The organism is Delftia sp. S65 (assembly GCF_016516495.1).
In the GTDB taxonomy this organism is placed as follows: Bacteria; Pseudomonadota; Gammaproteobacteria; order Burkholderiales; family Burkholderiaceae_C; genus Comamonas; species Comamonas acidovorans.
In genome coordinates, this window is record NZ_JACVUR010000016.1 from 81,799 (window position 1) to 107,377 (window position 25,579).

A 25,579-nucleotide genomic window follows, 5' to 3' on the forward strand; every position below is an offset into this window, starting at 1 on the left:
GCAATGGGGTCAGCGGGGCAAGGGCGCACCGTGCTCACGTATCCAGAGGGCGAACCCGGCCTCGTCCAGTTCGCCTGCGGCCAAGGCCACCATGGTCAGCACACAGGACTCGTCACCAGCCGTCAATTCCCAGCCATTGAGATGGAGAAACAGCTCGGTCGCCACAAAGGCTGTGCGTTTGTTGCCATCCACAAAGGGATGGTTGCGCGCGATGCCAAAGCCATAGCTGGCCGCCAGCTCGGCCGCATCAGGCGCCCCATAAGCGGCCAGATGGCGCGGCCTGGCCAGGGCGGATGCCAGCAACCCGGCATCACGCACGCCCACCGGGCCACCATGCTCGGTCAGTTGCTCTTCGTGAACAGCCAGCATGACGGCCTCGCTGAGCCAGACCCAAACCTGCATGTTCCCGGTCATTTCGCCAGCTCACGCAAAACACCACGCCGCTTTTTCATGATCAGGCGCGCTGCATCCATCTGCTGCCCGAAGTCCTCGTCATACGGAGAAAGCTTGATGCCGCCGTCGGCAACCTCGGTCAGATACACCGTGTCGCCTTTGCCCAGGTTCAGCTTCGCCAGAATCTCCTTGGGCAGGATCAAGCCCACGGAATTGCCGACCTGGGTGAGTTTGAGAGTGGTCATGGTGGAATCTCCAGCAAAGTCATTGACCTTGCAATGTTATAACGAACGTTAATACAAAACAATCCATGCTCACCGTCAACAAGCACATGCCCCAGGGCGGCGGCCTTGCCGCCGTGCTGGTCAGGCGCGCCGCCACGCTGGAACTGGACTGGGACATGCGCCAGAAGAGCCGTTTTGCGGCAACAGACTCCACGGGGCGCGAGCTGGCCGTGGTGCTGGCGCGCGGCAGCGTGCTGCGCGGCGGCGATGTGCTGGTGGCCGAGGACGGCAGCCTGGTCGCCGTGCGCGCGGCGCCCCAGGCGGTGTTGCGCGTGACGGCGGCCACGCCGCTGGGCCTGCTGCGTGCGGCCTACCATCTGGGCAACCGGCATATCCCGGTGGAGGTCACGCCCACGCACCTGCACCTGGAAAACGACCCCGTGCTCCACGACATGCTGCTGCGCCTGGGCGCGCAGGTGGCCCTGGTGGATGCGCCCTTCGAGCCCGAGGCCGGTGCCTATGGCGGCGGCCACCGCCACGGCCATGACGCCAGCTTTGCCGAGGACCAGGCACTGGCGCAGAGCGTGTATGCGCTGCATGACCATGGGCACGAACACGGCCATTCACACGACCATTCACACGATCATTCCCACGGGCATGAACATGGCCACGACCACAGCCATGACCATGATCACAAAGGCTGCTGCGGACACGGGCACGGCCACGACCATCCGCATGGCTGACCTGTCGATACAGGGGCTGTGCGCCCTACTGCACCTGGCATCGCCCCAGCTGCCCGTGGGCGGCTTCAGCTATTCGCAGGGGCTGGAGGCCGCCATCGAGCACGGCCTGGTCACGGATGCCGGCACGGCGCGCACCTGGATTGCCGATGCGCTGGCCCACGGCTTTGCACGCTGCGAGGCGCCGCTGTGGCTGCTGCTGCGCCGGGCCTGGAGCGCAGGCGACGAGGGGGTGGTGCGCGAATGGAACCAGTGGTTCATTGCCAGCCGCGACAGCCGCGAGGCCCGTGCCGAGACGCTGCAGATGGGCTGGTCGCTGCACAGCCTGCTGCGCTCCGTGCCCTGGGGCGGCGAGGCCTTTGCGCCCCGCATCGCACAACTGGGCGCCCTTGTGGAGGGACCGGGCCTGGCCTATCCCACGGCCTTTGCCTGTGCCTGCGCCGCCGTGGATGCCGACGAGGACCATGCCCTGCTGGCCTATGGCTTTGCCTGGCTGGAGAACCAGGTGGCCGCCGCCATCAAGGCCGTGCCGCTGGGCCAGGTGGCGGGCCAGAGCCTGCTGCTGGCCCTGCATCCGCTGCTGGAGCAGGCCGTGGGCGAGGCACGCCGCCGCGCCAGCGAGGCGCCGCCCCGGCTGGACACCATGCTGCCCCAATGGAGCGTGCTGCAGGCGCGGCACGAACACCAGTACTCCCGGCTCTTCCGGTCCTGATCACTTACCCCAAGTCCACCATGAACACCCGCACCAAGAAACTCCCCCCGCTGCGCGTCGGCATCGGCGGCCCTGTCGGCTCCGGCAAGACCACGCTGCTGGAGATGCTGTGCAAGGCCATGCGCGCCCACTACGACCTGGTGGTCATCACCAACGACATCTACACCAAGGAAGACCAGCGCCTGCTGACGGTGGCCGAGGCCCTGCCGCCCGAGCGCATCATGGGCGTGGAGACCGGCGGCTGCCCGCACACGGCCATCCGCGAGGACGCCTCCATCAACCTCGAGGCCGTGGACCGCATGCTGCGCCAGTTCCCCGAGGCGGACATCGTCTTCATCGAAAGCGGGGGCGACAACCTGGCCGCCACCTTCAGCCCCGAGCTGTCGGACCTGACCATCTACGTGATCGACGTGGCCGGCGGCGAGAAGATTCCGCGCAAGGGCGGCCCCGGCATCACCAAGAGCGATCTGCTGGTGGTCAACAAGACCGACCTGGCGCCCTACGTGGGCGCCAACCTGTCCATCATGGAAGCCGACACGCAGCGCATGCGCGCCCACAAGCCCTATGTGATGGGCAGCGTGAAAAGCGGCAAGGGCCTGCGCGAGGTGATCGACTTCATCACCGAGCGCGGCCTGCTGCCGCCCATGCCCGCGCAGGGCTGAGAAAACAGCGCCTGCCCGCCAGCCGGGAAGTGCAGGCCTACTGCGTCGGCCCCGTGGTCTTGGCCTTGGCCCGTGGCAGGGTGGCTGCGCTGCTGGAGGACACCAGCGGGTTGCCGGTGGAGGTGGCCGCGCCATCGGTCTGGCGCCATGCCGAGGGCTTGGGCGCCACCACGGGCTGCGGTGCGGCGGCAGCACGGCTGCGGTTCCAGGCCGGCAGCAGCACGCGGCGCACAAAGCCCATGTCCAGCACCAGCCACAGCAGAACAGGCGCCAGCGTGGGCACCATCAGGCCCCCCATCTGGTAGCCGTAGACAATGGCATTGAGCTGCCATCCCTGGAGACCCAGCACATTGAGGTCCAGCTTGGCGGCCAAGCACAACTGCATCAACACCTGCGTTACCACACTGAAGGTCTGCAGCGGCAGCAGCGCCACATACCCCACCAGGATGCGCCACCACCGGCCCGGACCCCAGGCCGCCAACAGCATGGCCACCAGCACCGGCAGGCCGTAGCCGTAGCGGGCGGGATCGACCTCGACGATGGCCTCGGCGCGGCGCCATCCGGTCTGCTCGTTGGAGACCTGGACCGAGGAATTGACGACCAGGCTGCGGGGCGTCTCCAGGTCCACGCGCTGCACCCAGCCGTTGGCGGCGTTCTCCAGCACCCACTTGCTCATGCCGGACACCGGCACGGCCAGCCAGCCGGCCGCCAGCGTCCAGGCCAGGGTCAGCACCACGATGCCGCCCATGGCCAGGGCCGCGAAGCGCGAGATGGGATTGCGTCCGATCATGGCCTGCTCCTCAGGCGGCCACGGCGGCAGAAGCTGCAGCGGCGGGCGGCAGCGGCGGCTGGCCGCCGTCATCCTGCGACGGCGCCTTGCGGCCGCTCCAGCGCACCCACAGCAGCCAGAACACCAGCACGTCCAGCATGATCAGCGCCTGCCAGAGGTACTCGTGCGCGAAGTTGAAGGCCGTGGTGCTCCACTGGCCCAGGTAGAACAGGCTGATGACGCGCAGCACATTGATGGCCTGCACGGCCACGAAGCCGGCCAGCAGGCCCACCAGCTTCTGGCGCCATGACGAGGGGAAGGCCATCACGGCGGCAAACAGCACGATGTAGGCCTCCAGGCCATTGCAGCCGGCCTCGATGGAGACGCCGAAGCCCGTGGCCGTGTTCCACAGCACCTTGCCCGTGGCCGAGGCCGTGCTGTCGAACCAGGTCACCAGCGAGGCGCAGATGTGCGCCAGGAAGGCCGTCCAGGGCAGCACGATGTGCTGCTGCACCCAACTGAGCAGGTTCAGCCCGAACATCGTCAGCTGGATGGCCAGAAAGATCAGAAAGAAGCGCAGCATGGCAGGTCTTGGAGTGTTGGTTGCCGGGCTTGCGACCTGGCAGTTGCGAAACAGTGTCCCTCTATAGGCTCGCATTATCTTCGGACCGCTCAAAGACGACAAAGGCCGGTGCGTGAATCACGCCACCGGCCTTTGCCGTCACGCGCGCATCACCGACGCTCGCGCCTGCGCATGGCCCCCAGCGCCATCAGTGCCAGCAGGGACGACATCAGCATCAGGCCCCACTGCGACAGCGTGGGAATGCTGGCCGTGCCGCCCGGCCCCGGCTTGAGCGGCGTGGTGGTCGTGCTCTTGTCGTTGTCGGGATTGCCGTCGCCGGGCACCGAGACCGTGGCCGAGTTGACCAGCGGGCGGGCGCCCTTGTAGGGCTTGTCCAGCTTTGTCTCCAGCGTGAAGACCGCCGTGCCGCCCTGGGCCAGTTGCGGCACGCTGCAGGTCACGGTGCGCGTGCCGCTGGCGTAGCTGCAGCCTGCCGAGGCCGAGACGAACTCCAGCCCTGCGGGCAACACGTCGGTCACCGAGCCGCCCGCGGGCGACTGCGGATCGCGGCCGTAGTTGGTGACGGTCAGCGTGTAGCTGGCCGTGTCGCCATCGTCCAGCGGGCCGGCGGGGCCCTGCTTGCCGATCCCCAGGTCCACGGCATTGCCCTGGCGGCTGGTGGAGGTCCGGTCGGTGGTGGTGTTGTTGACGATCACATCGCCGCCATTGCTCAGCCATTCCGTCTCGAAGGGCTTGACCGAGGCCTCGTGGTAGATGGTGCCGCCCGATGCCTTGTCGGGCAGGGTCTGTGCGCGCATCTTGAACTTGATGGTCATGCTCTGGCCCGGCGCCAGCGCCGGGATGGTGCACTGCAGCGGCCCGCTGGTCGCGTTCAGCGCCGGCTGCACGCCGCACCAGGATGCGGAGGCGCCGGGAATGCCGGCCAGCGCCAGGCCGTTCTGGTAGCTGAAGGTGGCCGTGGAGCCCGATGCGGGGAACTTGTCGGTCACGACCACCTGGGTGGCGTAGGAGGGGCCGGAGTTGGTCACCGTGATGGTGTATTCGGTGTCCTCACCCAGCACCAGGCCGTCCGCCGTGTGGCGCATGCTGATGTTCACATCCAGCTCGGCGCGCTTGAGCCGGGCCTTGGCCTCGGCCTGGTTGTTGGCCTTGGTCAGCTCCTCGGTGGTGGTGTCCACCGCCACGGTGTTGGAGATCTCCGTATCGGCCGCCAGATCGCCGCGCGAGCGCATCTTGTAGCTCACGGTGTACTGCTCGCCTGCAGCCAGCGGATTGGTCCAGGCGCATTCCAGCGTTCCGCCCTGCACGCCATCGGAGGCAGCCGGAGTACAGGTGCCGCCGCCGGTGACCGTGGGCGAGCCGATGAAGATGGCGTCTGCAGGCAGCACGTCCTTGAGCGTGACATTGGCGGCCGACGAGGGGCCGTAGTTGGGCACCGTGACCGTATAGGTCAGCGGCTCGCCCGCAGCGGCCACCTTGGGCGAGACCTGCTTTTGCGCCGCGATTTCCGCGATGGCCTGCACGGTGATGCTGGCCGTAGAGGAATCGTTGCCGGGATCGGCGTCATGGATGTCCAGGGACTGGGCCGAGGCCGCGTTGGCATAGTTGCCGGTGGTGGCGCGCTTGGGGCGGATCTTGACCTCGATCACCACCTCGGCCTCCGGGGCCATGGAGGAGATGTCGCAGGTCAGATCGCGCGTCTCGCTGTTGACGCCACCCGTGGGCGTGCCGCAACTGGCGTTTGCGCCGGAGACGATGCGGCTGGAGACAAAGCCGCCGCCCGGGTAGGTGTACGGCACGGGATTGCCGGCCTCGTCCACCGGGTTGCCGCCCACGATGCGCACGCCGTCAATTTGCTTGACCAGGGACTGCAGCGCGTCGCGCACGCGGACATTCGTCACCGTGGTGCTGGCCGAGTGGTTCTTCACCACCAGCTGGTAGGTGACCTCTTCACCGCTCTTGATGGAGGCCGGCGGCACGGGGCTGACCACGCTCTTGACGATGCCCACATCCACCTTGTCGGCAGACACGGTGACGGTCGCGGAGGTGGTGGCCGATGCATTGTCCCGGCCGATCACGCCAGCGGAGGCGTTGTTGGTGAAGTCCAGATGGCCCGAAGCCAGCGTGACCTTGGCCCTGACCGTGATCCGGCGGCTGGCGCCCACGTCCAGGCCCGCGGTCGAGGTGCAGCTCTGGGCGGCGCAGGTCCAGTCACCCGCGCCGGTGCCCGCACCGGACATGCCGATGACGGTCATTCGGTTGTCCGCAGGGGTGTCGGATACGGTGATCAGCTGATTCGGCAGCACAGGCATGGGACCGTTGTTGGTCACCGTGATCGTGTACTGGAACTCCTCACCCGCCAGCACCGGGCGGCTGGGGCCGGCCTTGACGAGCCTCAGCCGCGCATCGTTGCTGAAGCTCACCGCCGCGCTATCGGTGTTGTTGGTCTTGTTGGGCTCGTTGAGTTCGGGTGGAACCCCGATCACGCCCTGATTGACCAGTTGCGCACCCGGCGTTCCACCCGCAGCCACGCTGGCCTTGAAGCGGATGGCCTGCATGTTGGCGTAGCCAGCCACCGGGTACTCGCCCGCATGGGTGCAGGTGATGGTGCCGCTGTTGTGGCCGCAGTTCCAGGGCGCCGTGCTGCCGTCGAAGCCCGTGAAGGTCACGCCGGCCGGCAGCGTGTCGGTGACGGTAAGGTCGCGCGGCACGAGGGAGCCGCCTTCGCGGCGCGGCTGCAGCGTGTAGGTGACCTCGGTCGCCTGCAGCGCATCCAGCACCGTGGGCGCCACCTGCTTGCGCAGCGAGACATCCACGAACTCGCTGCCGCTGGAGACCACGGCGGCGCTGGCGGTGTTGTTGCCGGACTGGCCGTCAGGCATCTCGGTGCTGGCGTCCTTGTAGCCCTTGACGCTGGCAGCGCCGGCAATGGTGCCGCTCATGTTGGCGATGGCCGGCACGGAGATGGAAGGCAGCACGGCACCCGGCAGCACAGGGCCGCTGCGCGTGCAGCTGAGCTCGCCCGAGATCAGCGGATAGCCCGAGGCCGGCGTGCAGCTCCAGCCGCTGCCTGAGGGCACGCCCGTGACCACGGCGCCGTTGGGCACGGGGAAACGCACCACGGTACGGCCACCGGCGGGCACCTCGGACGGGCCCTTGTTCTGCACGTCGATGGTGTACTGGAAGGCGCCGCCGTTGGCGACGCTGGCGGGAGCCGCCATCGCGATGGCCAGATCGGCGGCCTCGGTGGTGGTGAAGTTGCGATCGAGCTGCGTGTTGTTCTGGTCGTTGTCGTAGTCGGGCGATGCCATGCGCGCGCTGGCCACGGCGCGCCAGTTGGTGCCGACGGTCGGCAGGATGACCTCGAAGCCCACGGACTTGAAGCCATCGGCGGGCGCCAGGTTGCCGATGTTGCAGACCAGCGTGTTATTGCCTGCGGTGAGCACCGTGCCGGCAGCCGGTGCCGTGCAGGTGATGCCGCCCGGGCTGCTGCTGTAGCCCTGGAACACGGCGCCCACGGGCAGCACCTCGGTCAGGGTGACGCCTACGGCGTCGGGACCGATGTTGTTGTGCCTGACCTTGGCCACATAGGTGAAGGTGCCGCCGGCAGGGCCTGCCGATGCGTCCTGTCCGTCATAGAGACCGTCCTGGTTGACCAGGATGTCGGTGTCGGCCGGCGCCGCCACGGCAGCCGCTGTTGCCAGCAAGCCGCCGGACAGCAGCGCACGCGCCAGCCAGCCCTTTCTCGTGAAAGCCATACAAACCTCTCTTTTGCTTCGTTGACAGCGCCGAATGCCGCAGGCACGGACGCACGAGGTGCCCGGCTGGAACAGCTCTGTCAGAAAGCCGACTACCGGACGCACCAAAAGGAGGCATGATGGTTCTTTATTACCAAAAGTAAATATGATCTGGAATTTTTAACAAAAGTGAGTATTTAGAGGTATTTGTGAGTTTTTCGTGAGTCGACCTTTTCCGGTCGGTTTTCCTCACGGAACGCAGACGTGAAAAAGCCGGTGGCAGCTTGGCTGGCACCGGCTTGCAATGCTGATCTGCCGCGCGCTGGCGCGGCAGTGAGCAGGCACTAAGGCCTAGGGAATGCGGCGGGGCAATCCTTGTGAGGAACTCACGCCAGCAGCGCGTTCACGCGCCTGACGTAGGCGGCCGGGTCCTCGGGCATGCCGCCTTCGGCCAGCACGGCCTGGTCGAAAAGGATGTTGGCCAGGTCATGGAAATGCACCGATCCGTCCAGCTTCTTGACCAGCGGATGCTCGGGGTTGACCTCCAGCACGGGGCGGGCGTCCGGCGCCTGCTGGCCGGCCTGCTTGAGCAGGCGCGCCAGCTGCAGGCTCATGCCGCCGTCCTGCACCACCAGGCAGGCGGGCGAGTCCACCAGGCGCGTGGTCACGCGCACGTCCTCGGCCTTGTCCTTGAGCGCTTCCTTGAGCTTGGCCAGCAGGGGCTTGAAGGTCTCGGCCGCTTCCTCGGCGGCCTTCTTTTCCTCTTCGTCCTGCAGCTTGCCCAGGTCCACGGCGCCCTTGGCCACGGACTGCAGCGGCGTGCCGTCGAATTCGGTCAGGTAGCCCATGGCCCATTCGTCCACGCGGTCGGCCATCAGCAGCACTTCGATGCCCTTCTTGCGGAAGACTTCGAGCTGCGGGCTGTTGCGCGCTGCGGTCAGGGAGTCGGCCGTGATGTAGTAGATCGCGTCCTGGCCTTCCTTCATGCGGGCCTTATAGTCGGCCAGCGAGACGATGGCCTCGTCCTGGTTGGTGGAGGAAAAGCGCAGCAGCTTGGCGATGCGTTCCTTGTTGGCAAAGTCCTCGCCCAGGCCTTCCTTGAGCACGGGGCCGAACTCGGCGTAGAACTGGCTGTACTTGCCTTCCTTGGCCTTGTCCTCTTCGCTGACCACGTCGGTGACGCCGTCGGCAGCCGCGTCAGCGGCCGCATCGTGGCGATCGTGCTTGGCCAGGTCTTCCAGCATGGACAGCACGCGCTTGGTCGAGCCGTCGCGGATCAGGCGCACATCGCGGCTTTCCTGCAGCAGCTCGCGGCTGACGTTCAGCGGCAGGTCGGCCGAGTCGATCACGCCCTTGACGAAGCGCAGGTAGCCGGGCATCAGCGCCTCGGCGTCATCCATGATGAAGACGCGCTTGACGTAGAGCTTGACGCCGGCCTTCTTGTCGCGGTTGTAGAGGTCGAACGGCGCCTTGGCCGGGATGAACAGCAGCTGCGTGTACTCGGTGTTGCCCTCGACGCGGTTGTGGCTCCAGGTCAGCGGGTTCTCGAAGTCGTGGCTGATGGCCTTGTAGAAGTCCTGGTACTGCTCGGCCGTGATGTCCTTCTTGGGACGTGTCCACAGCGCGCTGGCCTTGTTGATGGTCTCCCACTCGCCCGTCTTCTCCATGGTGCCGGGCTGGTCGTTCTCGCCGTCCTTCCACTCCTCTTTTTCCATGAGGATGGGCAGGCTGATGTGGTCGGAGTACTTGCCGATGACCTGCTTGATCTTCCAGGCGTTGAGGAACTCCTCGGCCTCGGGGCGCAGGTGCAGCGTGATGCTGGTGCCGCGCTGGGGGCGCTCGATCTGCTCGACCTCGAACTCGCCCGTGCCGCCGCTGGTCCAGCGCACGCCTTCGGAGGCCGGCAGGCCCGCGCGGCGTGTTTCCACGGTGATCTTGTCGGCCACGATGTAGCCCGAGTAAAAGCCCACGCCGAACTGGCCGATCAGCTGCGAGTCCGACTTCTGGTCGCCCGACAGCTTGTCCATGAAGGCCTTGGTGCCGCTCTTGGCGATGGTGCCCAGGTTGTCGATGGCTTCCTGCTCGCTCATGCCGATGCCGGTGTCGGCAATGGTCAGCGTCTTGGTAGCGGCGTCGAAGGACACGCGCACTTCCAGGTTGGGCTGGTCCTCATAGAGGGAGGCATCGTTCAGCGCCTCGAAGCGCAGCTTGTCGCAGGCGTCGGAGGCGTTGGAGACCAGCTCGCGCAGGAAGATCTCGGGGTTGGAGTACAGCGAATGCGTGACCAGGTGCAGCAGTTGTGCAACTTCGGCCTGAAAAGAATGGGTTTGCTTGCTCATGCAGACAGTGTCCTATGTCCTATGGGTTCACAACAGGGAAAAAATCAGCCCTCATCTCGGGCCGGCGAGCGCATTATCAAGACCCCGCCGCCCCTGTGGCGGCGCAGGCTCTGGACGATTGTTCACTTTTTCGCCCTCACGGCGGGGCTGGCGCAGGGCTATAACTGCGCCACTTTCCGCTGTGCGGCGGACGGTGCGCGCAGGGCCCGGGCGCAATGGCGGGCCTGCTTCAGGAGATTTTCCATGCACAGCTCTGTTCAAAAATGGTCCGCAGAATTCCTCGGAACCCTGTGGCTGACCCTGGGCGGCTGCGGTGCGGCCGTGCTGGCCGCCGCCTTCCCGCAGGTGGGCATCGGCCTGGTCGGCGTCTCGCTGGCCTTCGGCCTGACGGTGCTCACGGGCGCCTATGCCTTCGGGCCCATCTCGGGCGGGCACTTCAACCCGGCCGTCTCCGTGGGCCTGGCCATGGGCGGGCGCTTTGCCTGGAGCGAACTGCCGGGCTACATCGTCTCGCAGGTGCTGGGCGCCATCACGGGCGCGGCCATCCTCTATGTGATCGCCACGGGCAAGGCCGGTGCCGACATCGGCGGCTTTGCCACCAACGGCTACGGCGCGCATTCGCCGGGCGGCTACGGCATGACGGCAGCCCTGGTCACCGAGGTGGTGATGACGGCCTTCTTCATCCTGGTCATCCTGGGCGCCACGGCCAAGCGCGCGGCAGCCGGCTTTGGCGGGCTGGCCATCGGCCTGTGCCTGACGCTGATCCACCTGATCTCGATTCCCGTGACCAACACCTCGGTCAATCCCGCGCGCAGCACGGGCCCGGCCCTGTTCGGTCCCGAGATCGCCATCTCGCAACTGTGGCTGTTCTGGGTGGCCCCCATCGTGGGTGCGCTGATCGGCGCCGTGATCTACAAGGCCCTGCTGGCCAACCAGGCCAACGAATAAGGCCAGGGACGGGCGCTGCAGGCGCCCCGCAGAAGACTCAAGCGGCTGGCGACAGCCGCTTTTTTCATTGAATCTTTGGTGAAACACGGTTTTCGTTTGTTGCATGGCGGCAACGCGAAGGACTTTCACCCGGCACAAACCAGCCAACTTTACGAAGCAGAAACCGAACACTAGTGATTCGCAATAACAATCCGCGGGCTTTCATCGGAGTGAACATGAGCAAAATCCAACAAATCCTCCCCCCCGCGAACCTCACCCAGCTGGCCCTTGCCGCTGCCCTGTGCCTCGCGGGCACCCCGGCCTTCGCGCAGGCCAGCACCACGCTGGGCACCGTGAACGTGACGTCTTCGACTGAAGCGCCCGTGAAGACCGACAACGCCTCCTCGGCCAAGTTCACGGCCCCGCTGGTGGACACGCCCAAGACGGTGCAGGTCATCAACGAGGAAATCATCAAGCAGACCGGCGCGACAAGCCTGCAGGAAGCCCTGCGGTCCACGCCCGGCATCACCTTCGGCAACGGCGAAGGCGGCAACCCCTCGGGTGACCAGCCCTTCATCCGCGGCATGGACGCCCAGGCCAGCACCTTCGTGGACGGCATGCGCGACATTGCGGCCGGCACGCGCGAGGTGTTCAACCTGGAAGCGGTGGAAGTCATCAAGGGCGCCGATTCGGCCTATGCAGGCCGTGGCGGCGCTGGCGGCTCCATCAACCTGGTGACCAAGAAGGCCAGGAACGAGAACTTCATCAGCGGCGACGTGGGCCTGGGCACGGACAGCTACCGGCGCGCCACCATCGACGCCAACCGCGTGCTGGGCGAAGGCGTGGGCCTGCGCCTGAACGCCATGGTGCACGACGCCGACGTTCCCGGCCGCAGCGGCCCCGAGAACAAGCGCTGGGGCATTGCCCCCACGGTGACCTTCGGCATGGGCACGCCCACCGAGGTCTCGCTGTCCTGGCAGCACCTGCAGACCGACAACATTCCCGATGGCGGCGTGCCCTACCTGTACAGCAGCACGGCTGCGGCCGGCCTGCGCGGCGGCAGCGTGGTGCGTCCCACCTACGGCAACAACCGCGACAACTGGTACGGCCTGACCAGCCGCGACTACGAAAAGGAAAAGAGCGACCTGTTCACGGCCACCGTGGAGCACAAGTTCACCGACACCCAGAAGTTCCGCAACAGCCTGCGCTACAGCAAGACCGAACAGGACTACCTGTGGACCCAGCCCGACGACAGCAAGGGCAATGTCGTCAATGGCTATGTGTTCCGCCGCGGCAATGCCCGCGTGGCCGACATCAAGACGCTGCAGAACCTCTCGGAATTCACGGGCAAGGCCCAGACCGGCAGCGTGGGCCACAGCTACTCGTTCGGCCTGGAACTGTCCAAGGAAAAGGCCGAGTCCCGCATCGCCGCGCTGCAGACCACCAACACCACCTGCACGGCCGCCAGCCTGTGGTGCGCCTCGCTGAACAACCCCGACAGCAGCCCGCTGTGGAACCTGCCCGTGACGCTGGGCGACCCCAGCCACAACCAGATCGACACCGTGGCGCTGTACGGCTTCGACACGCTGAAGTTCAACGACCAGTGGTTGCTCAATGCCGGCCTACGCATGGACCACTACAAGATCAGCTCCTCCGGTCCCGCCGGCCGCACCACGCCGGCCTATCACCTGAGCCGTTCGGACACATTGTTCAACTACCAGCTGGGCCTGGTCTACAAGCCGGCCACCAACGGCAGCATCTACGCCAGCATCGGCACCTCCTCGCGCCCCGGCGGCTCCATGCTGGGCAACGGCAACGAGGACCTGGGCATCTCCACCGACCAGCTGGCCAACCTCGCTCCCGAGAAGACCCGCTCGCTCGAACTGGGCACCAAGTGGGACCTGATGGAAAAGCGCCTGGCGCTGACCGCCGCGCTGTTCCGCAACGACGTGACCAATGCGCGCATCACCGAAAACGGTGTCACCTACATGGGCGGCAACAAGGTGGTCAACGGCGTGGAACTGGGCTTCACGGGCAGCGTGCTGCCGGGCCTGAGCGTCTTCGGCGGCTACACCTACATGGACAGCGAGCAGAAGAACGCCGGCGCGGGCAGCGTGGCCAATGGCCAGCCCTTCCCCAACACGCCCAAGCACAGCTTCAGCCTGTGGACCAGCTACAAGCCCATGGCAAAGCTGACCGTGGGCCTGGGCATCTACGCCCAGAGCAGCGTGAACCAGAGCTACATCCTGTCCACGGTGGATGGCGGCATCGTCACCAAGGGTGCCAGCGGCTATGCGCGCTACGACGCCATGGTGGCCTACCAGATCGACCGCAACCTGACCGTGCAGCTGAACCTGTACAACCTGGGCGACAAGGTCTACTACAGCGGCATCCGCTCGCCCCACTACGCGACCATGGCCGCAGGCCGCTCGGCCGTGGCCTCGCTCAAGTGGACGTACTGATCTGCTGATCGCCCCGGGCGACCGCGCAGCGGCTTGACGCTGCGCAGATCACCGCAAAGCCCCGCAGGCCATCGCCGCCTGCGGGGCTTTTTTGCGGGACACTCGCTGATTCCCCCTGAGGACCGCCTGCCATGATGCTCCGCATACCCGCCCTGCTCAGCCCCGACGAAGTGCGCCAATGCCGCCAGGCGCTGGAGCAGGCCCCGTGGCAGGACGGCCGCGCCACGGCCGGCCCTCTGGCAGCCCAGGTCAAGGCCAACCTGCAGCTGCCGCTGGACAGCCAGGCCGGCCAGGCGATAGGCAACCTCATCCTCGACAAGCTGGGGGCCAGCGCGCTGTTCATGTCGGCCACCCTGCCGCTGAAGGTGCTGCCGCCGCGCTTCAACCGCTACGAAGGCGGCGGCACCTACGGCAACCATATAGACAACGCCATCTTCACCATCCCCGGCACGGCCATCAAGGTGCGCAGCGATGTCTCCACCACCGTGTTCTTCAGCGAGCCCGACGAGTACGAAGGCGGCGAGCTGATCGTGGAGGACACCTTCGGCCACCAGAGCGTGAAGCTGGCCGCAGGCGACGCCATCGTCTACCCCGGCACCAGCCTGCACCGCGTCAACCCCGTCACGCGCGGCACGCGCTACGCCAGCTTCTTCTGGACGCACAGCCTCGTGGCCTCGGACGAGAAGCGCCGCATCCTGTTCGACCTGGACCAGCAGATCCAGCAACTGACGGTGCGCCACCCGGGCGAGCCCGCGCTTTCCGCGCTGTCCGGCACGTACCACAACCTGTTGCGGATGTGGTCGCAGGCCTGACGACAAAGCGGTCCGGGAGCCGCATCAGAACCTGTACCGCGCAGTCAGCAGCACATTGCGCGGATCGCCATACACGCCCGTGCCATAGGAGCCCAGGCCCGGCATATAGGTCTTGTCGAACAGGTTGTTGACGTTCAGCGTCACCGACCACTGGCGGTCCACGTCGTAGCGCGCCATCAGGCCGACCAGCGCATAGGCGCGCTGGTCGGCGCGTGCATAGGGGGCGGAGGATTGCTGGTAGTAGGTCAGGCTCTGCCAGGCCAGCGACCCGCCCACGGTCCACTGCGGGTTGAGACGGTAGCTGGTGCTGAGCTTGAACAGGTGGCGCGGCTGGTTGGTGTTGACGGCGCTGAGGATCACATCGGGCTGGGCCGGCGCGCGCGAGGTACGGTAGGTGTAGCCGCCGTAGATGTTCCAGGCCGGCGTGATGCTGCCCGACACCTCCATCTCCACGCCTTTGCTGGTCACGCCGTCGATGGCCGCATAGACCTCTTCCCCGGTTTCCGGATTGGCGCTGACGTACTGCGCGGCATTGCGCTGCTGGATGTGGAACAGCGCCAGCGAGGCGTTGAGCCGGCCGTCCAGGAACTCGCCCTTCACGCCCACTTCGCGGCTGCGGCCGGTGAGCGGCGGCAGCGGGCTGCCGGCTGCGTCCTTGTAGTAGGTCTGCGGATTGAAGATATCGGTCTGGCTGGCGTACAGCGACAGCTGGCGGTTCAGGTCATAGACCACGCCTGCATAGGGCACGGTCTTGTGCGCCACGCGCAGCGCGTTGTTCACGCCGTAGCTGCCGTCCAGGCCCGTGGTGTCGTCCAGCATGTCGTACCAGCTCACGCGCGCACCCAGGATCACGGACAGGTCGTCCGTGGGCCGCAGGCGCGCAGCGCCGAAGACGCCCTTTTCCACGATACGCGTCATGCGGTGGTCACGCAGCTGGAAATCGGGCCGGGGCACCTGGCCGTCCCACTCGAAGTAGTTGCCCACGGGGCCGTAGGCGTTGGTGTAGCCGGGCGCATGCCGGCGCTGGCGCGACCAGCTGGCGCCGAACGACAGCTCGTGCTCGCGCCCGAACAGCTGCAACGGCCCGGACAGCGCCGCATTCACGGCCTGCGTGGTGGCATCGGTGGGAATCTTGTTGGACAGCATGTTGATGCCCAGGCCGCTGACCGGGTCCACCATGCCGTGGGCGGCCACGCCGACCTCCACGTCGCGCGACTGGCGCAGCCGGCTGGCCGACAGGTCCGCCTTCCAGCCATTGCCGAAGCTGTGCTTGAGTTCGGCAAACAGGTTGGTGCTGTCGTTGTCCCAGTACGACCAGCGCGCGGCCGGGTTCAGCGAGGTCGGGAAATGCGTGCGGCTGCCATCCTTGAAGAACAGCGGGATGTGGCCGAAGCTGGCCCCGTTGGCGCGCGTCTGCATGTGGTCAATGCCCAGGCTGGCCACCGTGCTGGGACCCAGGTCGGCCTCGATGATGCCGTACAGGCTGCGCACGTTGCGGCTGTAGTCGTCCACATGGGACTTGGCGTTCTGCGCCACCGCCACCACGCGGGCGCGCACGCGGCCGTCCTCGGTCAGCGGCGCGGAGATGTCGCCCACGCCGCGCAACCGGTCATGGCTGCCGATGGCCGCCTCGGCCGATGCCTGGAAGGTCTTGGTGGGCCGCTTGCGCACCAGATTGACCACGGCCGACGGATAGCCCGCGCCCGTGAGCAGGCCTGTGGCGCCCTTGACCACCTCCACGCGGTCATAGATGGCGCTGTCGGCCAGCGAGGTGGTGTACTGGTTGGCCGAGTCCATGGTGTTGGGCACGCCGTCGAACTGGAAATTCTCGATGGCATAGCCGCGCGAGTAGAAGGTGGTGCGCTCGCTGTCGTTGCGGCCCACGGTAATGCCGGGCGTCTTCTCCAGCACCTCCGGCAGGCTGGTCAGGCCCTGGTCGTCCATGAGCTGGCGCGTGACCACGCTGACGGACTGCGGCGTCTCGCGCTGCGACAGGCCCAGCCGTGTGGCCGTGCTGGACTGGCGCGTGGCGTAGGAGCCCGTGCCTTCGGAGACCGCGCTGCGCTCGGCAGCCGCCGTCACGTTGACCGTGGCCAGCGTGGCGCCTGCAGCGGCAGCGGGCACCACCTGCTCCACCCGCCGCAGCGCATAGGCGCCGCTGGCCTGGCGCACGGCCTGCCAGGCGGTGCCGGCCAGCAGGGCCTCGAAGGCGCCCTCCACCGTGTAGCTGCCGCGCAGGCCCGCGCTGCGCTGTCCGGCCGTCTGATCGGCCGTGAAGATCAGGGCCACGCCGGCCTGGGCGGCCGTGCTGCGCAAGGCGGCATCCAGCGGGCCGGCAGCGACGTCATAGCTGCGCTGGGCCTGGGCCAGCACGGCGGCGGGCATGAGCGCGATGGCCAGCGCCAGCGCGGGGCGGGGCATGAAAAGGGGTTGCATGGTCCTGGGTTCTCCCTGTGTTCCGATGTCGAAAATCAAAGCTCTCGGAAGCAAGGAAGCGCGGCGCGGGAAATCGGGTCACCCCCGGCGCAAAAAAAGCGAAAAGGAAGAAAAAAGCCTCAGCCGCGCGCCTGCGCAGGCTCCACCACCACCCACCAGCGCGTGCGCCAGCGCAGCTGCACGGGCAGCGCTCCGGGCAGCATGGCCAGCACGGCGTCCGTGCCATCGATGCCGCCTTCGTCCAGCGGGAACACGCCCGAGAACCGCAGCCCGGCCACGGCCGGATCGGCGTGCAGCCAGCCGGAGCGGTAGCGGTTGAGCTCGGCCAGGAAGTCGTCCAGGCGCTGGTTGTCCACCCACAATTGGCCCCGGCTCCAGGCGTCGTCCGCAGGGCCGGCCGGCTGCACCGTGCTCCAGCCCGTGCGCGTGAAGTCCATGGCCTCGCCCGCCTGCAGACGCCGTGCGGATGCGCCTGTACCGGCCGGGCGCAGTTCCACGGCGCGCTCGAACACCGCCACGCGCGCACCTGCATGGTTGCTGCGCACCATGAAGCGCGTGCCAAGGGCGCGCACGCGGCCGTGGGCGGTCTCCACCACAAAGGGCAGATCGCCCAACGTTCCTGCGGGATGGCCGGTGGTGAACAGCGCCTCGCCAGCCATCAGGCGCAGCCGGCGTTCGCTGCCGTCGAACTGCAAGGCCACGGCGCTGCCGGGGCCCAGCAGCATGTCCGTGCCGTCGGGCAGGGTCCAGCGGCGGCGCTGCGTGCCCGAGGCGTAGTCGGCCGCCATCTGCTGCCACTGCGGCGTGCGGCTGGCCAGCCAGCCCGCGCCGGCCGCCGTGCCCAGGCCCGCAAACAGGCCCAGCAGGCGCCGCCGCGCAGCCCGGGGAGCGGCGGACAGGCCGCGATAGCCCGCGCCACCGGCGTTGAGCCCCGTCAGCGCGCCCGTGACGGCCTGCAGATGGGCCCAGGCGCGGCCATGGTCGGCGTCTTCATCGAGCCAGCGCTGCCAGCGCGCCCTGTCGGCGGCCGAGGCCTGGCCCGATTGCAGCAGCGCAAACCAGCCGGCCGCCGCCCGCGCCACGCCGGCCGGCAAGGGCCGGCCCAGCGCCTGGGGCGCCTGGATACTGCTGCCGGGTAGCGGCGCGGCGCTGGACAGGCGCCGAGGATCGGAAGGAGGCACCGGCGCCATCAGGACAGCGCCAGCACGAAGCAGCGCTCATAGCCCTGGGCCAGGTAGCGCTTGACGCTGGTCATGGACACGCCCAGGCGCGTGGCGATGTCCGCATAGCTCAGGCCTTCGAGGTGGGCCAGCAGGAAGGCCTCGCGCACCTTGGGCGCCAGCGCGTCCAGCGCCTGGTCCACGGCCTGCAGCGATTCGAGGGCGATCAGCCGCTCTTGAAGGGGCAAGTTCAGCGGGCAACAGGGCCAGGGTGTCGAGATAGGCGCGCTCCAGCAGCCGGCGCCGGTGCTGGCGGATGACCAGATGGCGGGCCACGGTGGCCAGAAAGGGGCGCGGCTGCTCGATGCGGCCGGCCATGCCCGAGGTGATCACGTTGACGAAAGTGTCGTGCGCGATATCGGAAGCCTCGAACACATTGCCCAGCTTGCGGCGCAGCCAGCCTTGCAGCCAGCCGTGGTGTTCGACATAGAGGGTGTGTACGGGATCGGCCGGTGCGCGCATGAAAAGACGGACGCGCCCCGGACTGGCGTGCCGCAGCGCTGAAGCTCGTTTGAGAATGGTTCGCATTCTAAACACGAGCTCAAAACCGTCGCTGCCCAAATCAGGGGCACCGAGGAAGGGCCGTCCCGCACCGAGGGTGCCGTCCCCCTCCCGCGAAGCGAGAGAGGGGGAAGCGGCGCAGCCGCTCAGGGGGTGCTAAAAATTCTCGTGTGCACCCAGGTAGCGCCACTGGCCCACAGGCAGGTTGCCCAGCGTCACGCGGCCGATGCGGATGCGCTTGAGGCCCACCACGCGCAGGCCCACCAGTTCGCACATGCGGCGGATCTGGCGCTTCTTGCCTTCGGTCAGCACAAAGCGCAGCTGCTCGGGGTTCTGCCAGTCCACCTTGGCGGGCTTGAGTGCCTCGCCGTCCAGCGACAGGCCATGGCACAGGCGTGCCAGCTGTTCGGCCGGGAACACGGATTGCACGTCGATGTCGCGGTCACCGTAGGTCACGCGCACCAGGTACTCCTTGTCCATCTCCGAGTCTTCGCCAATGATCTGGCGCGCCACGCGGCCGTCCTGGGTCATGACCAGCAGGCCCACGGAGTCGATGTCCAGCCGGCCGCAGGGCGCCAGGCCCTTGAGCTGCGCGAAGTTGAAGCGCGTGCGGCTGGTGTCCTGGTTCCAGTGGTTCTGGGGCGTGACCAGGACCACGGCGGGCTCGTGGCCGTCCTCGGCCTGGCCGCTGACATAGCCCATGGGCTTGTGGATCAGGATGGTGACCTGCTGGTCCTGGCGCTCGCGCGCCTCGCGCTCGACGGTGATGCGGTCGGCCGCCACCACGTTCTGACCCATCACGGCGAGTTCGCCATTGACGCGGACCCAACCCTTGTCCACCCACTCGTCGGCTTCGCGGCGCGAGCACAGGCCCATGTCGGCCAGGCGCTTGTTGATGCGCACGCCACCGGGAACCTGCTCCTGCAGCGGCTCGGGAGCACGCTTGACGGGGATTTCGCGGCTGGCGCCACCGTCGGCGGGACGGTAGGTGCGGATGCCGCTGAGCGGACGGTAGGCGGGCTCGGCCTGGGGCGCCTCGTCGCGGCGCGGGCCACGGGCGTCATCACGGCGGGGACCACGGGCGTCGTCGCGGCGCGGTCCGCGCGCATCGTCACGGCGGGGGCCGCGGGCGTCGTCGCGGGGACGGTCGCGGAAACCACCTTCACGCGGGCCGTCACGGGGACCGTCGCGCTGGGCGTCACGTTGGCCATCGCGTTGACCATCACGCGGACGCTCATCGCGCTGGCCATAGGGCCGGTCGCGGCGATCGTCCGGGCGGGGCGGGCGCGGGGGGCGGGCGTCGCGCGTATCACGGGCATCGCGCATGTCGCGCTGCTCGCGCGGGGCACGGTTTTCGCCGCCGCCCTGTTCGCGCCAGTCGCCACGCGGCTGGGAACGGTCCAGGTCCTCGGCACGGCCGAAACCGCTGCTGCGCGGGCGCTGGTCACGGGCGTCGTCGCGGGGTGCTGCACCGCGGGGGGCATCGCCTCGGGGTGCCGCACCGCGGGCATCGCCGCGAGGGGGGGCATCACGGCGGTCGGAGCGCTCGTAGCGATCATTGCGGCCACCACGGTCGCCGCCACGTTCATTGCGGTCGTTGCGGTCACTGCGCGGGCCGCCGCGTGCGCCCGCAGATTTGCCCGCGCCACCCGAAGGGCGGCGGGCATCGCCAGCCGGCTCGGCCTGTGGCTTTTCGGGGCGGCGCAGCACAGGGCGCGCGGAGGGCGCTGCCGCCTCGTCGGCGCCGGGCCGGGACGGTTTGGAAGAAGTAGGGGATGACATTAGACCGCCATTGTCGCGCGGCAAGGCCCGCAGCGGCTGCGCCCTGCGGCCAATACGGGCATTGCGCTCGGCTATCGGGCGACTATCGGGCGGCCTGCGGGCAGGCCGCCAGGCGCCCCTTGCCAGCCCCGCCGCCCGGCCCTGCGCCCCGGCGGGCTCGCCATGTTCCGCACCACACATTCATGCCCCATGCAATGCGCCTGGCGGCCGACCCATCCCGATCGCTGTATCCGGCGCGATATGCACAACCGGATGAATCCTCAATGAAAAATCGACAAGAAGCGAATCACATCGGCAAAACATCTTCAATCCGGCCGATTGGGATCTTCCAATGCACGGCATGCGATATGTAAAAAACTGTATTTTATTTGGGCGATTCCATTCATTGGCGATTGCAAATCAACCCATTGGGCTTGCCATTGCCCATACATCTCCCCATAGAATGGCGCCCGTCCAGAAACGGGGGGCTTTTTCGAGACAACAGCCCTTCGCGCAGCGCCTGCTGCGGTATCCAGACCATCCCGCCCGGACTCCCGCCTCATTCAACAAGGAAAACCATGAGCGATACACCCAACCTATCGAATCCCACTCCATTGAAAGAACAATTCAAGGCGCTGCTTATCACCAAGCCGGACTTGACTGGAATCGAGTGGTCCGATATGGAGACCGCCATCGGCCCGAATGCTGAAAAATACCGGCCACTGTGGGAGCGCATGGTCAGCGGGAAAAAGGGCTTTTTCGCATCCATGAGTCCCTGCTGGACCGCCATTCCCTTCATGGGCGTTTCCTGGGCCATTGCGCGCCGCGTCTACGCCTATGCCGTGGTGGCCTTCATCACCCTGTTGATCATCAATCTGCTGATGCCCGGCACGGGCGGCGCCGGGCGCGTGCTCGGCATCGCGGTGGCCATCTCGTTCACGGTCAAGCGCACCTACCTGCAATGGCTGGTCACGCGCATACAGCAGATCAACCAGAGGGGCCTGGTGGGCGCTGCGCGCGAAGAGGCGCTGCGCCAGATCGGCGGCCTGGACCAGAAGAACGGCTGGATCTCCTTCGGCGTGCTGCTGGCCATCGGCATCGTGCTGGCCGCCTTCTGAAGCGCCAGGCCCGCAGATCAGCGGTCCACGGGCAGCCGGTCGCACAGGGCCACCAACTGCGCCAACTGGGGGCCCACATCCCGGATCAGCGTGCGGGCCGGCATGCGCAGGCCCGGCACGGCGCAGTTGAACAGCAGCCGGCGCGACCCGTAGCGGATGCGCGAGGCCGCACCCACGGCGCACACGCCCAGGCCGGAGTCGCCCATGTTGACCGCGAAGCCCCGGGCGGCATAGTGCGCCAGGCTTTCGCTGGCGTTGTCCCTGCAGCGCGCATATTCCTCGGGCCGCTGGCTGCGCACGCGGTCCAGGAAGCGCTGCAGTTCCCCGGCATCGAGCTGGGCCAGCCCTGCCCGGCCCATGGCCGTTTCCAGCACGCCGCGCACGGCGCCCACGCCGGGTCGCTTGAGCGTGCCGCCCTCCCAGGCGCAGGTATCCAGGTAGACCACATCCAGGTCCATGACCACGCCCACCGACACCGCCCCCTTCACACGATCGGCCAGCGCCTGCATGGGCAGGCGCAGCGGGCCGAGCAAGGGCGTATTGATCACATAGGGGTAGCCCAGGGCGACGGCGGCCGGGCCGACGAAGTAGCGGTCCAGCCGCTCGTCATGGTCCAGGTAGCCCATGGTCTGCAGGCTGCGGCACAGCCTGGACACGGTGGGGCGCGGCAGGCCCAGGCGGCGGGCCAGCTCGCTGTTGGCATGCGGGCGCGGGTCGCTGACGAAGCACTGGAGAATCATCAGCCCCTTGGCCAGCGTGCCCGCGAAATACGGGTCCTGCTCGCGGATGCGGCAGACATCCTGCGAATCCCTGGGTTGGTGGGCAATGGGGGTGTGGGGCACGTGGCGATTGTGCGGACCACGGCCGCAAAGCCGCAACTGCATTTCAATATTTGAAACTGCATTGCAGCCCTGGTGCCCGCGCTTCCTACAGTGCGGCCCATGAGCCAAGCCCCCACCCCCCATCCCGCCGACGCCCGCCTGCAGGCGTTGATTGCAGACATCCGCCATTTCGTGCGCCACCGCTGGCATCCGCTGGAGGAGCAGATCGAGCGCGACGACAGCATTCCGCCCGCCGTGGTCCAGGAGCTGCGCGACAAGGGCTATTTCGGCTGGAGCATTCCCCAGGCCCATGGCGGCCTGGGCCTGAGCACCGAGGAGTTGGTGCGCTGCGCCTTCGAGCTGTCCCAGGCCTCGGTGGCGCTGCGGGCCCGCGTGGGCACCAACACCGGCATTGGCTCGGAAGCCCTGGTGGCCGACGGCACCGAGGCGCAAAAGCAGCGCTGGCTGCCGCGCATGGCGCGCGGCGAGCTCACGGGTTGCCTGGCGCTGACCGAGCCGGACGCGGGCTCGGAGGCGAGCAACATCCAGACCACGGCGCGCCGCGAGGGCGACCACTATGTGCTCAACGGCAGCAAGCGCTTCATCACCAATGCGCCGCTGGCCGATGTCTTCACCGTCATCGCCCGCACCGGCGAAGGCAGCACGGGCAGCGAGGGGCTGACGGCCTTCTTCGTGGAGCGCTCGCCGGGCCTGGTGACGGGCCAGCCCTATCGCAAGATGGGCCAGGCGGGCTCGCCCGTGTCGGACGTGCATTTCCAGGACTGCCGCGTGCCGGCCGACCAGATCATCGGCGGGCGCGAGGGCCAGGGCTTCAAGACCGTGATGAAGGTGCTCAACAAGCAGCGCCTGCACCTGGCCGCGCTGTGCACGGGGCCGGCGATCCGCATGCTGGACCTGGCGCTGGCCCATGTGCGCCAGCGCGAGCAGTTCGGCCAGCCGGTGGCGAACTTCCAGCTGGTGCAGGCCATGCTGGCCGACAGCCGCACCGAGATCTTCGCGGCGCAATCCATGATCCTGGAGGCCGCCCGCGCCCGCGACCGGGGCGAGGACGTGGCGCTGTCCGCCTCCATGTGCAAGTACTTCGCCTCCGAGATGTGCGGCCGCGTGGCCGACCGCGCCGTGCAGATGTTCGGCGGCGCAGGCTATGTGGCCGACTTCAGTCCCATCGAGCGCTACTTCCGCGACGTGCGCCTGTTCCGCCTCTACGAAGGCACCAGCCAGATCCACCAGCTCAACATCGCCAAGCTCATGCTGCGCGAGAGCGCCTGACACCGGAGGCCCCCATGACACACCCCCTCACCTCGAAGCACCTGGCCACCCTGGGCCTGCTGGCCGGGCTGTGTGCCTGCGCGCAGGCGGCCCAGGCGGCACAGGCGGCCCAGGCGACTTTTCCCGATCGGCCCGTGCGCGTGATCGTTCCCTTTCCCGCAGGCGGCAGCACCGACCTCGTGGCCCGCGCGCTGTCGGTGGAACTGGGCCAGGCCCTGGGCCAGCCGGTGGTGGTGGAGAACAAGCCGGGCGCGGGCAGCCTGGTCGGCTCGGAACTCGTGGCCCGCGCCGCGCCCGATGGCTACACCCTGCTCATGGCGGGCCTGAGCAATGTCTTCCTGCCCCATGTGCACGCCAACCTCAAGTGGAACCCGCTGACCGACTACGAGTACATCGGCCTGGTGGCCGACCTGCCCAACGTCATCGCCGTCAACGCCAAGACCCCCTACCGCACGCTGGCCGAACTGGTGGCGGCCGACAAGGCCAGGCCCGGCACGCTGTCCTTCGGCTCGGCCGGCACGGCCACGCCCTCGCACCTGGTCTGCGAGATGGTCAACCACCGGCTCGGCACCAAGATGCAGCACCTGCCCTACAAGGGCAATGCCCCGGCCGTCAACGACCTCATGGCCGGCCACATCCCGGTGATGTGCAACAACCTGGGCGGCACCCTGCCCTACATACAGGGCGGGCAGATCCGCATCCTGGCGCAGACCGGCAAGAGCCGCTCGCCCGCCGCGCCCGACATTCCCACCTTTGCCGAGCTGGGCGTGGCCGGGCTGGACACCGGCCTGTGGGTGGGCCTGGCCGCGCCCAAGGGCACGCCGCAGCAGATCGTGGCCACGCTCAACCAGGCGCTGGCCAAGGCCATGGCCTTGCCCGAGACACGCGACAAGCTGGCGCGCCTGGGTGCCACGCCGCTGCCCACGCAGACGGCGGACTTCCACAAGCGCGTGGCCGAAGACCGCCGCGCCTGGGAGCCCGTGCTGAAGAACGTGGACCTGAAAGGCAACTGATGCAGCGCCAAGGCTATCCGCTGGAGGGTGTGCGCATCCTCGACATGGCCACGGTGCTGGCCGCCCCCTTCTCGGCCACGCTGTGCGGCGACCTGGGCGCCGACGTCGTCAAGCTGGAGCTGCCCGGCGGCGGCGACACGCTGCGCAGCCTGGCCCCCGTGCACGACGGCCACGCCGTGTTCTGGAAAACCGCCAACCGGGGCAAGCAGGGCATCTCGCTGGATGTGCGCAAGGCCGAGGGCCGCACGCTGTTCCTGCGGCTGATCGAGGATTTCGACGTGCTTGTGGAGAACTTCCGCACCGGCACGCTGGACCGCTGGGGGCTGGACCTGGCCACCTTGCATGCCCGCAACCCGCGCCTCATCGTGCTGCGCCTGACGGGCTTCGGCCAGACAGGTCCCTATGCGCGCCGGCCGGGCTTTGCGCGCATCTTCGAGGCCATGAGCGGCTTCGCCCACCTCACGGGCGAGGCGGGCGGCCCGCCCCAGCACATGAACTACCCGCTGGGCGATGCCGTGGCCGGCCTGTTCGGCGCCTTCTCCATCGCGGCCGCATTGGCCGAGCGCAATGCACAGCCTCCAGGCGAACGGCGCGGCGTGGAGATCGACCTGTCGGCCACCGAAGCCATGCTGCGCCTGCTGGACCCTCTGGCGGCCGAGTACCAGCTGGGCGGACAGGCACGCAGCCGCACGGGATCGTGCGCGGGCTACACGGCGCCCTCCAACGTCTACCGCACGCGCGACGGCGCCTGGCTCACCGTGGTCGCCACGGGCGACGCCATCTTCACGCGCCTGTGCCAGGCCATGGACCGCGCCGACCTGGCCGCCGACCCGCGCTTTGCGGACAACGCCGCGCGCATCTGCCACCTGCAGGCGCTGGATGCGCTGATCGTGCAATGGTGCGCAGCCCTGGACTGCGCCCAGGCCACGGCCGCGCTGGCCGCGCACGACATTCCGTTCAGCAAGGTCTGCTCGGCCGAGGACGCGCTGCAGGACCCGCATTTCGTGGAGCGCGGCAGCTTCATCACCCTGCCCGACCCCGACCTGGGCCCCCTCACCG

The 25,579-nt window shown here is 67.8% G+C and carries 20 protein-coding genes and 1 pseudogene; 10 read left to right on the top strand and 11 right to left on the bottom strand.

The annotated features are described in order from the left end of the window. Positions 1 to 9: 9 nt before the first annotated feature. Both IAE24_RS15320 and IAE24_RS15325 read right to left on the bottom strand, forming a co-directional pair. On the bottom strand, positions 10 to 414 hold the full coding sequence (locus tag IAE24_RS15320; RefSeq protein ID WP_199961059.1) for a type II toxin-antitoxin system death-on-curing family toxin: 405 nt from the start codon (positions 412 to 414) through the stop codon (positions 10 to 12). Next, on the bottom strand, positions 411 to 638 hold the full coding sequence (locus IAE24_RS15325; RefSeq protein WP_016446570.1) for an AbrB/MazE/SpoVT family DNA-binding domain-containing protein: 228 nt from the start codon (positions 636 to 638) through the stop codon (positions 411 to 413). The genes IAE24_RS15320 and IAE24_RS15325 overlap by 4 nt, the downstream gene beginning before the upstream one ends. Positions 639 to 703: 65 nt before the next feature. Between IAE24_RS15325 and ureE the strand changes: the two genes are divergently transcribed. Genes ureE through ureG form a run of 3 tightly spaced genes read left to right on the top strand, consistent with a single transcriptional unit; the run spans position 704 to position 2,731 of the window. After that, entirely contained in the window at positions 704 to 1,360 is a 657-nt protein-coding gene (gene ureE, locus IAE24_RS15330) for an urease accessory protein UreE (RefSeq protein WP_199961060.1), read from the top strand. After that, the gene (locus IAE24_RS15335) at positions 1,353 to 2,069 is read left to right on the top strand and encodes an urease accessory protein UreF (protein ID WP_199961074.1); all 717 of its coding nucleotides are present in this window, start codon (positions 1,353 to 1,355) and stop codon (positions 2,067 to 2,069) included. The genes ureE and IAE24_RS15335 overlap by 8 nt, the downstream gene beginning before the upstream one ends. A 20-nt stretch (positions 2,070 to 2,089) precedes the next feature. Beyond that, positions 2,090 to 2,731 carry an urease accessory protein UreG gene (ureG, locus tag IAE24_RS15340; protein ID WP_012203110.1) on the top strand — a complete coding sequence of 214 codons (642 nt, stop codon included), beginning with the start codon at positions 2,090 to 2,092 and terminating at the stop codon, positions 2,729 to 2,731. Positions 2,732 to 2,768: 37 nt separating this feature from the next. Here ureG and IAE24_RS15345 read toward each other — a convergent pair whose 3' ends face one another. The 4 genes from IAE24_RS15345 to htpG all read right to left on the bottom strand — a co-directional run bounded on the left by IAE24_RS15345 (position 2,769) and on the right by htpG (position 10,159). Continuing rightward, positions 2,769 to 3,521 carry an exosortase H-associated membrane protein gene (locus IAE24_RS15345; RefSeq protein WP_063328020.1) on the bottom strand — a complete coding sequence of 251 codons (753 nt, stop codon included), beginning with the start codon at positions 3,519 to 3,521 and terminating at the stop codon, positions 2,769 to 2,771. A gap of 10 nt (positions 3,522 to 3,531) precedes the next feature. After that, the gene (gene xrtH / locus IAE24_RS15350) at positions 3,532 to 4,083 is read right to left on the bottom strand and encodes an exosortase H (RefSeq protein WP_034390117.1); all 552 of its coding nucleotides are present in this window, start codon (positions 4,081 to 4,083) and stop codon (positions 3,532 to 3,534) included. 149 nt (positions 4,084 to 4,232) lie between these two features. Then, positions 4,233 to 7,841, bottom strand: a complete 3,609-nt coding sequence (locus tag IAE24_RS15355) for an IPTL-CTERM sorting domain-containing protein (protein ID WP_199961061.1) — start codon at positions 7,839 to 7,841, stop codon at positions 4,233 to 4,235. Between the two features lie 365 nt (positions 7,842 to 8,206). Further along, on the bottom strand, positions 8,207 to 10,159 hold the full coding sequence (gene htpG / locus IAE24_RS15360; protein WP_199961062.1) for a molecular chaperone HtpG: 1,953 nt from the start codon (positions 10,157 to 10,159) through the stop codon (positions 8,207 to 8,209). Positions 10,160 to 10,402: 243 nt separating this feature from the next. Between htpG and aqpZ the strand changes: the two genes are divergently transcribed. The 3 genes from aqpZ to IAE24_RS15375 all read left to right on the top strand — a co-directional run bounded on the left by aqpZ (position 10,403) and on the right by IAE24_RS15375 (position 14,360). After that, entirely contained in the window at positions 10,403 to 11,107 is a 705-nt protein-coding gene (aqpZ, locus tag IAE24_RS15365; RefSeq protein ID WP_199961063.1) for an aquaporin Z, read from the top strand. A gap of 215 nt (positions 11,108 to 11,322) precedes the next feature. After that, the gene (locus IAE24_RS15370; RefSeq protein WP_199961064.1) at positions 11,323 to 13,548 is read left to right on the top strand and encodes a TonB-dependent receptor; all 2,226 of its coding nucleotides are present in this window, start codon (positions 11,323 to 11,325) and stop codon (positions 13,546 to 13,548) included. A 131-nt stretch (positions 13,549 to 13,679) separates the two neighbouring features. Beyond that, positions 13,680 to 14,360, top strand: coding sequence for a Fe2+-dependent dioxygenase (locus tag IAE24_RS15375; RefSeq protein WP_099752258.1), 681 nt, complete (start codon positions 13,680 to 13,682; stop codon positions 14,358 to 14,360). 24 nt (positions 14,361 to 14,384) lie between these two features. Here IAE24_RS15375 and IAE24_RS15380 read toward each other — a convergent pair whose 3' ends face one another. The 4 genes and pseudogenes from IAE24_RS15380 to IAE24_RS15395 all read right to left on the bottom strand — a co-directional run bounded on the left by IAE24_RS15380 (position 14,385) and on the right by IAE24_RS15395 (position 20,299). Further along, positions 14,385 to 16,796 carry a TonB-dependent siderophore receptor gene (locus IAE24_RS15380; RefSeq protein ID WP_199961065.1) on the bottom strand — a complete coding sequence of 804 codons (2,412 nt, stop codon included), beginning with the start codon at positions 16,794 to 16,796 and terminating at the stop codon, positions 14,385 to 14,387. 119 nt (positions 16,797 to 16,915) lie between these two features. Further along, positions 16,916 to 17,986: a FecR domain-containing protein gene (locus IAE24_RS15385; RefSeq protein ID WP_199961066.1), complete on the bottom strand. Its 1,071-nt coding sequence runs from the start codon at positions 17,984 to 17,986 to the stop codon at positions 16,916 to 16,918. Continuing rightward, positions 17,986 to 18,478 (bottom strand): annotated as a pseudogene (locus IAE24_RS15390) (sigma-70 family RNA polymerase sigma factor). Before IAE24_RS15390 ends, IAE24_RS15385 begins: the two are co-directional and overlap by 1 nt. Before the next feature lie 195 nt (positions 18,479 to 18,673). Further along, entirely contained in the window at positions 18,674 to 20,299 is a 1,626-nt protein-coding gene (locus IAE24_RS15395; RefSeq protein WP_233630772.1) for a pseudouridine synthase, read from the bottom strand. A gap of 557 nt (positions 20,300 to 20,856) precedes the next feature. Between IAE24_RS15395 and IAE24_RS15400 the strand changes: the two genes are divergently transcribed. Then, a complete protein-coding gene (locus IAE24_RS15400; RefSeq protein WP_199961067.1) occupies positions 20,857 to 21,396 on the top strand; it encodes a hypothetical protein in 540 nt (179 codons plus the stop codon). A gap of 17 nt (positions 21,397 to 21,413) precedes the next feature. On the opposite strand, the gene IAE24_RS15405 is transcribed toward IAE24_RS15400, so the two are convergent. After that, positions 21,414 to 22,280, bottom strand: coding sequence for an IclR family transcriptional regulator (locus IAE24_RS15405; RefSeq protein WP_088165955.1), 867 nt, complete (start codon positions 22,278 to 22,280; stop codon positions 21,414 to 21,416). Positions 22,281 to 22,337: 57 nt separating this feature from the next. Between IAE24_RS15405 and IAE24_RS15410 the strand changes: the two genes are divergently transcribed. From IAE24_RS15410 to IAE24_RS15420, 3 genes are all read left to right on the top strand, one after another. Continuing rightward, positions 22,338 to 23,507, top strand: coding sequence for an acyl-CoA dehydrogenase family protein (locus IAE24_RS15410; RefSeq protein ID WP_016446587.1), 1,170 nt, complete (start codon positions 22,338 to 22,340; stop codon positions 23,505 to 23,507). Positions 23,508 to 23,521: 14 nt separating this feature from the next. Then, positions 23,522 to 24,520, top strand: coding sequence for a Bug family tripartite tricarboxylate transporter substrate binding protein (locus IAE24_RS15415; protein ID WP_199961068.1), 999 nt, complete (start codon positions 23,522 to 23,524; stop codon positions 24,518 to 24,520). Next, a partial coding sequence (locus IAE24_RS15420) for a CaiB/BaiF CoA transferase family protein (RefSeq protein ID WP_199961069.1) occupies positions 24,520 to 25,579 on the top strand: 1,060 nt, incomplete at its 3' end. The genes IAE24_RS15415 and IAE24_RS15420, both read left to right, overlap by 1 nt.